At 65.8% G+C, this 10,849-nt stretch carries 13 protein-coding genes; 4 read left to right on the forward strand and 9 right to left on the reverse strand.

What is annotated here, in order from left to right; translation table 11 throughout:
* Window positions 1–261: 261 nt before the first annotated feature.
* Together JWQ89_RS08415 and JWQ89_RS08420 are read left to right on the forward strand one after the other, a co-directional pair.
* Complete coding sequence (locus JWQ89_RS08415) at window positions 262–1,206, forward strand: VOC family protein (RefSeq protein WP_299640061.1); 945 nt, start codon at window positions 262–264, stop codon at window positions 1,204–1,206.
* The gene (locus JWQ89_RS08420; protein ID WP_299640064.1) at window positions 1,206–1,814 is read left to right on the forward strand and encodes an alpha/beta hydrolase; all 609 of its coding nucleotides are present in this window, start codon (window positions 1,206–1,208) and stop codon (window positions 1,812–1,814) included. Before JWQ89_RS08415 ends, JWQ89_RS08420 begins: the two co-directional genes overlap by 1 nt.
* A gap of 33 nt (window positions 1,815–1,847) precedes the next feature.
* On the opposite strand, the gene JWQ89_RS08425 is transcribed toward JWQ89_RS08420, so the two are convergent.
* The 4 genes from JWQ89_RS08425 to JWQ89_RS08440 form a co-directional block, all read right to left on the reverse strand.
* Entirely contained in the window at window positions 1,848–2,852 is a 1,005-nt protein-coding gene (locus tag JWQ89_RS08425) for a L,D-transpeptidase (RefSeq protein ID WP_299640066.1), read from the reverse strand.
* Window positions 2,853–2,956: 104 nt separating this feature from the next.
* Window positions 2,957–3,250, reverse strand: a complete 294-nt coding sequence (locus JWQ89_RS08430; protein WP_299640068.1) for a GNAT family N-acetyltransferase — start codon at window positions 3,248–3,250, stop codon at window positions 2,957–2,959.
* 97 nt (window positions 3,251–3,347) lie between these two features.
* On the reverse strand, window positions 3,348–3,926 hold the full coding sequence (locus tag JWQ89_RS08435) for a tetratricopeptide repeat protein (protein WP_299640069.1): 579 nt from the start codon (window positions 3,924–3,926) through the stop codon (window positions 3,348–3,350).
* A gap of 50 nt (window positions 3,927–3,976) precedes the next feature.
* Complete coding sequence (locus JWQ89_RS08440; RefSeq protein ID WP_299640071.1) at window positions 3,977–4,681, reverse strand: DedA family protein; 705 nt, start codon at window positions 4,679–4,681, stop codon at window positions 3,977–3,979.
* Window positions 4,682–4,894: 213 nt separating this feature from the next.
* Between JWQ89_RS08440 and JWQ89_RS08445 the strand changes: the two genes are divergently transcribed.
* Window positions 4,895–5,281, forward strand: a complete 387-nt coding sequence (locus JWQ89_RS08445; protein ID WP_299640084.1) for a RidA family protein — start codon at window positions 4,895–4,897, stop codon at window positions 5,279–5,281.
* 55 nt (window positions 5,282–5,336) lie between these two features.
* Here the strand turns inward: JWQ89_RS08445 and chrA are convergent, their stop codons facing one another.
* The 5 genes from chrA to JWQ89_RS08470 form a co-directional block, all read right to left on the reverse strand.
* A complete protein-coding gene (gene chrA, locus JWQ89_RS08450) occupies window positions 5,337–6,506 on the reverse strand; it encodes a chromate efflux transporter (protein WP_299640073.1) in 1,170 nt (389 codons plus the stop codon).
* Window positions 6,507–6,638: 132 nt separating this feature from the next.
* Window positions 6,639–7,202, reverse strand: a complete 564-nt coding sequence (locus JWQ89_RS08455; RefSeq protein ID WP_299640075.1) for a dihydrofolate reductase family protein — start codon at window positions 7,200–7,202, stop codon at window positions 6,639–6,641.
* Between the two features lie 181 nt (window positions 7,203–7,383).
* Window positions 7,384–8,235, reverse strand: coding sequence for a fumarylacetoacetate hydrolase family protein (locus JWQ89_RS08460; RefSeq protein ID WP_299640077.1), 852 nt, complete (start codon window positions 8,233–8,235; stop codon window positions 7,384–7,386).
* Between the two features lie 104 nt (window positions 8,236–8,339).
* The gene (locus JWQ89_RS08465; protein ID WP_299640079.1) at window positions 8,340–8,771 is read right to left on the reverse strand and encodes an RbsD/FucU domain-containing protein; all 432 of its coding nucleotides are present in this window, start codon (window positions 8,769–8,771) and stop codon (window positions 8,340–8,342) included.
* A gap of 30 nt (window positions 8,772–8,801) precedes the next feature.
* Complete coding sequence (locus JWQ89_RS08470) at window positions 8,802–9,557, reverse strand: GntR family transcriptional regulator (RefSeq protein WP_299640080.1); 756 nt, start codon at window positions 9,555–9,557, stop codon at window positions 8,802–8,804.
* A gap of 139 nt (window positions 9,558–9,696) precedes the next feature.
* Between JWQ89_RS08470 and JWQ89_RS08475 the strand changes: the two genes are divergently transcribed.
* Window positions 9,697–10,849 (forward strand): UxaA family hydrolase (locus JWQ89_RS08475; protein ID WP_299640082.1); only part of this gene is annotated, 1,153 nt, incomplete at its 3' end.

Here is a 10,849-nt window from a genome sequence, read left to right on the forward strand (position 1 = left end):
CACCCCTGTCCCCTCCCCCTGAACAGGGGGAGGGAGACGTTCGCCTTGATTTCGTGAGAGGGTTTCCCTCCCCATTCTTAGGGGGAGGGGACAGGGGTGGGGGTCGGCTGGCGCCGGACTGGCGGCCAACGCACCGCCGCTCGATTGTTCAGAAAAGCCAAACATTCCCTTGCGTCCCCGGTGCGCTATTCCGCCGAATGCGGCTCGCCTATTTCTACTGCCGAAGCGACCGGCAGGCGCCGGCACAGTCAGGAGGCAGCGATGCTTACTCAGATCAAGGGACTGCACCACGTCACGTCGATGGCCCGCGATGCAGCCGAGAACAATCATTTCTTTTCCAAGACCCTCGGTCTTCGCCGGGTGAAGCAGACGGTCAATTTCGATGCGCCCGACGTCTACCACCTCTACTACGGCGACGAGGTCGGGACGCCCGGTACGGTGATGACGCATTTCCCGTTCCCGCATATTGCCCGCGGCCGGCCCGGTACGGGCGAGGTGGGCACGACGGTGTTTTCGGTGCCGCAGGGCTCGCTCGGTTACTGGCAGGACCGGCTGGCGGCGGACCGGGTCGGTGACCTCGAGCTGTCCGAGAGCTTTGGCGCCAAGCGGCTGAACTTCCGGGCGCCAGAAGGGGACGCGATGGCCCTGGTCCAGGATGCCGACGACAAGCGGGTCGGCTGGACGCAAAACGGCGTCGATGCCGAGAACGCCATCCGGGGTTTCCACTCGGTGGCGCTCAGGCTGCGCGATGGCGGGGCGACCGAGGAGCTTCTCAAGTACATGGGCTACCAGAACGCAGCCAGCCAGAACGGCATCCGCCGACTGATCCGGCCCGAGGGCAATGGTGCGAACATCATCGATATCGAGGTGTTGCCCGATGTCGGGAGGGCCGATCTAGGGTCGGGCTCGGTGCACCACGTGGCGTTCGCGGTGGAGAACCGGGCGGCGCAGCTCGAGGTGAGGAAGGCGCTGCTCGAAACCGGATACCAGGTGACGCCGGTCATCGACCGCGACTATTTCTGGGCCATCTACTTCCGTACGCCCGGAGGCGTGCTGTTCGAGGTGGCGACGAACGAGCCCGGCTTCGATCGCGACGAGGACACGGCGCATCTTGGCGAGGCGCTGAAGCTGCCGGCGCAGCACGAGCATCTGCGGAGCCGGCTGGAGCAGACGCTGCAGCCGCTCGAGAAAAAGGAGGCCGTGTGATGGCCGACGTCATCGACAGCTATGTCAACGTGGATATCCCCGGCGCATCCCCGGATGTGCCGGCCTTCTTCCTCTTTCACGGGACGGGCGGGGACGAACACCAGTTCACTGACCTTGCCGCCGAACTGAAGCCCGGCGCCCGCCGCATCGGGGTGCGCGGCGATGTGTCGGAAGGCGGGGCGCTGCGGTATTTCAAGCGGCTCGCCGAGGGGCGCTACGACATGGCGGACCTCGAGCGCGCCACGCGGAAGCTCGCGGGCTTCGTCGGGGCAACGAAGGGGGCTTCGAACGAGGTGCTCGGGCTCGGCTACTCGAACGGGGCAAACATACTTGCTTCCGTACTGTTCGAAGCCCCGGAACAGTTCGATGCGGCGGTGATCATGCACCCACTGATCCCGTTCACGCCCAAGCCGCAGCCCGGCCTCAAGGGCAAGCGCGCCATCATCACCGCCGGGCGGCGCGATCCCATCGCTCCGGCATCGTCGGCGGAGGCGCTCGCGGCGTATTTCAAGGCGCAGGGGGCGGAGACGACGCTGTTCTGGCATGAAGGCGGCCACGAGATCCGCCGCGAAGAGCTGCTGGCGATCCGGGATTTTCTCGCCAGGTGAACGAAGGGCCGTCCTGAGGGCGGCCCCTATTCATCAGCCGACGAACTCGACGGGCACGCCGGGCTTCACCATTTTGGCCAGTTCATTGGCATCCCAGTTGGTGAGCCTCACGCAGCCATGCGAGCCGGTCTTGTCGATCAGCGAGGGCTCGGGGGTGCCATGGATGCCGAAGGTGGGCTCGCTCAGGTCGATCCATATCGAGCCGACCGGACCGTTGGGGCCGGGCGGGATGGTCAGCACCTCGGTGTTTTCGCCCTGCTGGAAGTTTACCTTGGGGTTGTAGGTGTATGTGGGCATCGTCGCGACGCCCTTGATCTCATGCGTGCCGGACGGGGAGGGATTGTCCTCCGAGCCGATGGTCGCGGGATAGGCGGCTATCAGCCGGTCGCCCTCGCCATAGGCGCGGACTTGGCGCAGGCCCTTGTCGGCCTCGATGCGGAGCACATCGCCCTCGAGATCGGGCCCGTAGGCGGCGACGAATATGGTTTCGCCGGCGGCGAAGCCGGCGTTCGGGTTGAGCGCCTTCAGCAGGTCGATATCCATGTGGAAGCGCTCGGCAAGCTCTTCCTCGATCGAGCTGTAGCCGAGGAACTTGCGCTGCGCCATTTCCGCATAGTCCTTGGGGATCGGCGGGCCGATCGCGGCGAGGTCGTCGGCGATGATCTCGTATTCTCCGATCACCGGGTCGCCGGTTTCGAGCGCGGATGTGACCTCTGGGTCGATAATTCCGTCGGCCGGCAGGCCGTGCATCAGTTCGAACGCGATGACGCCCTTGCGCACATTGTCGCCATCGAAGCCGTCGATCACCCCCGGCGACGCGCCGGCGCGATCGAGCAGGATCTGCAGCCGGGCAATGGCCGGGACGGGGTGCCGCTCCTCCGGGGCCGCTTCGGGATCGGCAGGTTGAACCACATCAGACAGACGGGCGGAATTGATGCTGTCGGCGGTGACGGGGATGAAGGGCAGGGTCACCGCCTCCTGAGCAAGCGAAGGGATGGCGAGCAGGCTCAGCAGGAGGGCGATTGGCGCGCGGCGCATGGTTTCTGTTTCCTTACGGTTGCAGAACAAGCACTTCGCGGCCAAGAGGTTGCGTCGGCGGGCCGATCAGCGGCGCGGCATGGTTAGTATTTGATGAAAATGCCTCAGGCCCGGAGGTCGGCCCACTCGGGATGCCGGCGGAATTGCGCCACGACATAGGAGCAGACCGGGACGATCTTGTTGCCGGTGGCGCGGGCATTGTCCATCGCCGCTTTCACCAGTTGCTCGGCAATGCCGTGGCCGCGGTACTGCGGCGGCACGCCCGTATGGTCGGCGATGATGGTGGTGGCGTCGCGGCGCCGGTAGGTCATCTCGGCCTCAGAGCCGTCGGGGAGATAGACCACGTAGCGGCCCCGATCGCCGGCATCTTCGTGCGCCACAGGATATTCGACAGTCATTTCACGCCTTTCGAGTTCGGCCGGCGTCGAAGAGGCGCCGATTCGGTTTGTTCACATGGGGCGGCCGTGGGCGTGCGGAAGGGGCGGGACTTGCACGTCAGATCTGCGTCATCGGTTCGCCAAGTTCGGGGAACAGCCGGCGTTCGTTGAGGAAGGGATGCACCGCGAGTGCCGCGGCCATGTCCCTCAGGGCAAGGGCGCGCTTGCCCATCTGCAGGTACATCAGCGCCCGGCCGGAAAGTGCGCCGAAATGGCGCGGCTCGATGGCCAGCACCTTCTCGCAGTCGACGATCGAGGCCTCGAAGTCCCCCATGATGTAGTACATCGTGGCACGCTGGTTCCACGCCTCGGCATAATCGGGATACTCCGCGACCAGCTGGTCGAGCAGGCGCATGGCGGTGGCGGTGTCGCCGGTGTTGCGGGCCACCAGCGCCTCGTGCATGCGGCCGGCGAGGATCGGGTCTGAGGGCGGCGACGTCCAGTAGGTCCAGATCTGCTGGTCGATGGCGTGGGCGGTCTTCGCATCGGGCGCGACGCGCAGTTCGGCGAAGAGCTTGTCGATGGCAAGACGGTCGGCAGCGTTATCGGCAAGCGCCGGGCTTACGCACCAGAGCAGCAACAGCGCCAGGAGCAGGCGTGGCAGGGTCGACAGCAGCCTAACCGGATAGCGGGTCATCCACGAATATTCGACCCGCACCGGCTTCGGCGCAAGCCATCTGTTGAGGACTAGTGCCCGGCTTCCGGCTGCTTCTGCCAGCGGGCCTGGAGCGAGCGGCCGAACTCGCCCATATAGGGCGCGAGCAGCAGCAGGATGCGCTTCCAGAAATGGACGATCAGGAACAGCACGGTGAGCACCAGCGCGCCGACAATGATCACCAGCTCGAGGCTGAGCCCGATGGATTTGAGCCAGCCAGTCAACAGCATGCCGGGGAGGATGTGGACCGCCGCCCAGACGAAGGCCGAGATCACGTTGATCACCGAGAAATGCCGGTACGACATGCCCATCATGCCCGCGACCCCCGGGATCACCGCCTTCACGCCGGTGATGAAGCGGCCGATGAAGATGGCCTTGCCGCCGTGGCGGGCGAAGAACATCTCGCCCTTCTCGATCAGCGCCAGGTGGTTCTTGAACGGCCAGACGGTTCGGATCCTGTCCTTCAGCGCCCAGCCCACGGTGTAGGAAATCGCGTCGCCGACGATCGCCCCGGCGACTGCGGCGAAGTAGATCGGCCAGAACGGCAGGCTCCCCTGCGCGATCAGGCCGCCGGTGAGCAGTAGAATGGGGAGCGAGGGAACCAGAAGCCCGACGATGAACACCGCCTCGCCGACGCAGACAAGGAAGATGAAGACCAGCGAGAGCCAGAAATTGTCCGAGATGCCCTGGAGAAACATCTCCAGCCAGGTCGAGATTGCATGAAAGAATTCGAACATCGGCTTTAGGCTATCTCCCTTGAGGCACGGCCTCGCAGCTCAGCGTGGCACGAACGGCATGTCGCCGCCAGTCCCCCACAAGTGGTGCAGCGTTTGCGGCAATTTGACGGGGGATGCATGAACTGTCCGTGAACGGCATAATGGCGCATGACGGGTTGACTTCCGGCCATGGGGGCGGCGAAGCAACAGGTGCCACAGGAGTTCGCCATGTCGTTGATCCATCATATGATTTCGGCCGGACCGCGGCCCGTCGCGCCGTTCAGCCATGCCGTCGAAGCGGATGGCTGGGTGTTCGTCACCGGGCAGATGCCGACCGACCCCGATGCGCCCGAGGCGCCGCTGCCTGCGGGCATCGAGGCGCAGACGAGGCGGGTGATGGACAATCTCGAGCTCGTTCTCGACGGGATCGGCCTTGGGCTCGAGCACGTGACGATGGCACGGATCTACCTGACCGAATTCCAGCGCGACTACGCGGCGCTCAACGCGCTGTGGCCGAGCTTCTTTGCCGGCGGCAAACTGCCGGCGCGGACTACCGTGGGGGTGACGGCGCTGGCGGTGGGCGCACTGGTCGAGATCGACCTCGTGGCGCGGCGGCCATAACAGGGCTCAGACTTCGGGCGCCTTCTCCCGCAAGGCAGAAGGCGATGGGGAGGGCTTAGATCAGGCTGATCCCAGCCCCAACCCCCGCGCTCAGCAGCACCACCAGCCACGGCGGCGTCCGGACCAGCAGCAGCCCCAGGGCGGCAAGCCCCCAGACTAGGTCGAGCGGTCCCAGCACTGCGCTCAGGAATACCGGGTCGTAGAGCGTCGCCAGCAGCAGGCCGACCACGGCGGCATTGGCAAGCTCGAGCCCGGCGCGGAGCCGGGGGTTGGCCCGTAGGGTCTGCCAGTAGGGCAGCGCTCCGAAGACGAGGAGGAATGACGGCAGGTAGATTGCCCCGAGCGCCAGCAGCGCGCCGGCGATGCCGTTCGGAGGCGCCTTGAGCAGGGCGCCGGCATAGGCCGCGAAGGCGAAGAGCGGCCCGGGCACCGCCTGCGCGGCGCCGTAGCCGGCAAGGAACAGGTTCCTGTCGATAAGCCCGGGGTCGACCAGTTCGGCCTGGAGCAGCGGCAGGACGACGTGGCCGCCGCCGAAGACCAGCGATCCGGTGCGGAAGAACTTTTCCGCCACCACCAGTGCCGGGTTGCCGGTGGCGGCGAGGATCGGCAGGGCGATCAGCAGCCCGAAGAACAGGCCGAAGAAGTTGGCGCTGCTGCGGTTGAGGGCGAGTTGCGGCGAGGTGGCCGGGGGTGCCATCAGATAGCCGGCGACTGCAGCGGCGGCGATCAACGTGATCTGGGTCAAACTCCAGGGCAGGAGCAGGGCGAGGGCGGCCGCACCCAGCGCCACCAGCCGGCGCCGGAGGTCGGGCGTCAGCGATCTCGACATGGGCCACACAGCCTGTGCCACCACCGCCAGCGCGGCGACCTTCAGCCCGTGCAGCACCCCATCGGCCAGCGGACCAGCAAGACGCGTGGCGCCATAGGCGAAGGCGAGGAGCAGGACCACCGAGGGCAGGGTGAACGCCACCCACGCGGCGATGCCGCCCCAGTACCCGGCCCTGAGCTTGCCGATGGCGATGCCGACCTGGCTCGAGGCGGGTCCGGGGAGGAACTGGCAGAGCGCCACCAGATCGGCATAGGCGGCGTCGTCGATCCAGTTGCGGCGCGCCACGAACTCGGTGCGGAAATAGCCCAGGTGCGCAACGGGGCCGCCGAAGCTGGAAAGCCCGAGCACGAGGAAGGCGCGGAAGACTTCGCCGACCGTGCCCTTGCCCTGTTCCATCCCGGGTCCCCGCCTGTGCGGGAGGGCACTTGCCCTACAATCGGGTCACAATCAACTCTTGACCCTGGCCGTCTCCCCGAAGACCAGCAGTACGACGCCGGCTTGGCGCGATCGGGCCCCGGTGCGCGCTCGCTACGCGGGTGCGTAGGTCAGGGCTACGACGCCATCCGGCAGCGGCAGGGCTTCGAGGAGGCGCAGTTTGGTGTTCTGGCCGGGGCCGAACACCGGCTGGCCGCCGCCCAGCAGGAGGGGATTGAGGAAGAGGTGCAACTCGTCGACGAGGCCGCGTTCGAGGCAGCTGCGGACGAGTACCGGGCTGCCGAAGCTGACGATGTCGCCGCCGGGTTCGGCCTTCAGGCGGGCCAGTTCGGCGGGATCGCGCAGGAGCAGCGACTTGTCCCAGTCGGCGTCGACCTCGGGGAGGTTGGTGGAGACGACGATCTTGGTCGAACGCGCGAGCCAGGCCGCGTGGCTGAGCTCGCCGGGGGTCGCGGCGGGATCTTGGGGGACCGTTGGCCAGTAGCTCTGCATGCCCTTGTAGGTCTTGGGGCCGAAGACCACGGCGTCGGCTGCGCCGGTCAATTCCTTGGCCTTGGCGGCGATGGTGTCGTTGTAGGTGATCCAGGCGAAGCCGCCCTCGGCGTCGGAGGCGTAGCCATCCAGCGAGATATGCAGATGCATCTTGAGTTTGCGCATGGCCGTTCCCCCCTGTTGGTTAAGATGTAGCTTAACTAACGTGGATCGGGCGGCCAGTCAATGCTTAAGTTTCGGCTTAAGTGACGTTCAGGGGGGACCGGTAAGTGGGGAGCCCGGATGCCCAAAAAGCAAAAGGCGCCGGTCTTTCGACCGACGCCCTTGAACTGCCGGTGCGCAGACCTTACGCCGCGTACGCCTTGGTCCGCTGGGTCTGTTCGCCGAGACCTTCGATGCCGAGCTTCATGGTCTGGCCGGGCTTGAGCCAGACCGGATTGGGCTTCTGGCCCATGCCGACACCCGGCGGGGTGCCGGTGGTGATGACGTCGCCGGGTTGCAGGCTCATGAACTGGCTGAGATAGGCGACGATGTGGGCGACCCCGAAGATCATCGTTTTGGTCGAGCCATCCTGGTAGCGGTGGCCGTCGACATCGAGCCACATCTTCAGGTTCTGCGGGTCGGCGACTTCGTCCTTGGTGACGAGCCACGGGCCGATCGGGCCGAAGGTGTCTGCGGACTTGCCCTTGGTCCATTGGCCGCCACGCTCGGTCTGGAAGTGGCGTTCGCTGAGGTCGTTGACCACGCAATAGCCGGCGACGTGGTCGAGCGCGTCCTTCTCTTCGATGTACTTGGCTTCCCTGCCGATGATGACGCCAAGCTCGACTTCCCAGTCGGGCTTCAGGGTGTTCTTGGGCAGGATCACGTCGTCGTTCGGCCCGATGATGGCGCTGGTCGCCTTCATGAACAGGATCGGCTCGGCCGGGATGGCGGCGCCGGTCTCGGCGGCGTGGTCGGCATAGTTGAGCCCGATGCACATGAACTTGCCGACCTGGCCGACGCAGGGGCCGATGCGGAGCGACTTGTCGAGGACCGGCAACGTCGAGGCGTCGACGGCGCGGATCCTCGCCAGGCCCTCGGCGCCGATCGAGGCGCCGTTGATGTCGGAGACGACCGAGCTCAGGTCGCGATAGGTGCCGTCGGTGTGCAGGATGGCGGGCTTTTCGGCGCCCTTGGGGCCGACGCGCAGAAGTTTCATGGGATGCTCCTCAATCTGGTGCGAAGGGATAGGGCGACGCCCCGGCGGAGTCGAGGCCAACCATGGTCGAATCCGTTCGGCGCGTCGGTTCGGCCCCGCTGTCCCTATTCCGGCCGGACGATGCCCTTCTTCAGCAGCACGTTGCCGTAGAGCCGGCGCTCGCCGGTCTGGACAATGGCGTAGGCGCCGTGGACGCGCTCGTAGAAGGCGAAGCGTTCGAGGAGGCTGAGCTTCATCGTCGGCTCGTGCTTCCTGATCAGCTTGTCGAAGTCCTGGTGCGTCGCCTCGCGCTTGTTGCCGTCGCCGACCACCTCCATGCCGAAGGCCTGTTCGTCGACGAAGGTGTCGAGCGGCATGATGGTGAGCACGGCATCGAGCACGTCGCCGGCGCTCAGCCCGTCGAGGCGGACCAGCTGCGGGCCGGCGCTATCGCCGGGATAGTTGGCGTCGACGATGGCGATCTCGTCGCCGTGCCCCATGGCCCGCAATATGTAGAGCAGGTCGGGGCCCAGGATCGGGGGTATCCCCTTGAGCATGATCATTCTCCCTTGGTTTGGTGTGTTCGTTCAGCCGAACGGGAAGGCGGAGTAGGCGGGGTCGGCGCGCAACAGCTCACCATCGGCGAAGAGTTCGGCGTGATCGACGGCGAAGGCGATGAGTTCGGCCATCACCGAATCGATATGAGCCCGCATGGCACCCGATGCCGCGGCGGCGTCGCCCGCGACGATGCCGTCGACCACCCTCTGGTGCTCTGCAAGCGTGACGCTCAGCCGGCGCGGCGTGAGGATCAGGCGGCGAGCCCGGTCGAGATTGGCGCGGGTGTTTTCGATGACGCCCTTGACCTTGGTGAAGCGCATGTCGCCGAAGATGATGTCGTGGAACTCGAGGTCGCGCTCGTGAAAGCCGTACTGGTCGTCGATCTCCACCGCGGCGCGCTGGTAGCTGATCGAGCGGTGCAGGGTGTCGATCAGCTCGTCCGAGTGGCTAACGGTGACGACGCGCACGGCCTCGGCTTCGAGCGCCTTGCGGATCAGCATGTATTCGAGCACGTCGGCGATGCGCACCAGCGAGACGGTCGAGCCGCGCTGCGGCAGGATGTCGACAAGGCCCTCGGCCTGCAGCCGCGCCAGGGCTTCGGAGACCGGGAAGCGCGAGACCCCGAGGCGGTCGCAAATGGCGCCCTTGTCGATCAGTTCGCCCGGCTCCAGCTCCAGCGTGACGATGGCCTGGCGCAGCGTATCGGTAACGAAGACGGTGACGTTGCCGCGCGTCGGGGTCGCCGGGGCGGAGAGAAATTGGTAGGGACTTGCGTCGGTCTTCATGCTAACATGTTAGTTGGACTGCCGGAGCATTTCAATTGCACCTGCCCATCGCCCGAGAGGTTTTCCGCCACCAAGCGGGAAGTCGGGGCGCGAGGGTTTCGGCGGGCCCCCGCCCGAATCTGAGGATCAAGAGCCACCAATGTCCGAAGTCATGTCCCGCCCCGCCGCCGCCAAGACGCTGCTGCTCAACGCCCAAGACAATGTCGCGGTGGCGCTGAGCAATCTCGATGTCGGCACCGATACGCCGCAGGGGGTGAAGACCACCAAGCGCGTGCCCAAGGGGCACAAGTTCACGGTCCGGCAGGTCGCCGCGGGCGAGCCGATCGTCAAGTTCGGGCAGATCATCGGCTTCGCCAAGGAGAATATTCCGCCGGGCGAGTGGGTGCATGAGCACAACGTCACCATCGGCGAGCAGCACGGGGCGTTCGAGCGCGACTACGCGTTCAGCGAAGGCGTGGTGCCGGTGGATTTCGTCCCCGATGCGCAGCGCGCGACATTCCAGGGGTTTCGCCGCGCCAACGGCACGGTGGGAACGCGCAACTATATCGGAATCCTCACCTCGGTGAACTGCTCGACCACCGTTGCCGGCTTCATCGCGCGGGAAGTGGAGCGCTCGGGCATTCTCGAGCAGTATCCCAACGTCGACGGCATCGTGGCGCTGAAGCAGGCCAATGGCTGCGTCATCGACTATCGCGGGGTGATCTTCGATATCCTGAAGAAGACCACCTGGGGCTATGCCACCAACCCTAACATGGGCGGGGTGATCATGGTCGGCCTTGGCTGCGAGGGCTTCCAGATCCCGCGGCTCAAGGAGGCCTACGGCGTTACCGAGAACGAGACGTTCCGGACCATGACCATCCAGGAAGTGGGCGGCACGAAGAAGACGGTCGAGGCAGGCGTCGAAGCGGTCAAGGCGATGCTGCCGATCGTCAACCGGGCGACGCGCGAGACGGTGCCGGCGTCGGAACTGATGCTGGCGCTGCAATGCGGCGGCTCGGACGGCTATTCGGGCATCACCGCCAACCCGGCGCTGGGCGTCGCGGCGGATATCCTGGTGCGGCATGGCGGGACGGCGATCCTCAGCGAGACACCGGAGATTTACGGCGCCGAGCATCTGCTGACGCGACGCGCGAAGACGCGGGAAGTGGGCGAGAAGCTGATCGAGATCATCCACTGGTGGGAAGACTACGCCGAGCGCAACAACATGGAGATGAACAACAATCCATCTCCGGGCAACAAGCTGGGCGGACTTACCACTATTCTCGAGAAATCGCTCGGCGCCACGGCAAAGG

Origin of the sequence: Devosia sp. (assembly GCF_028290645.1) — a bacterium.
Lineage (GTDB): Bacteria > Pseudomonadota > Alphaproteobacteria > Rhizobiales > Devosiaceae > Devosia_A.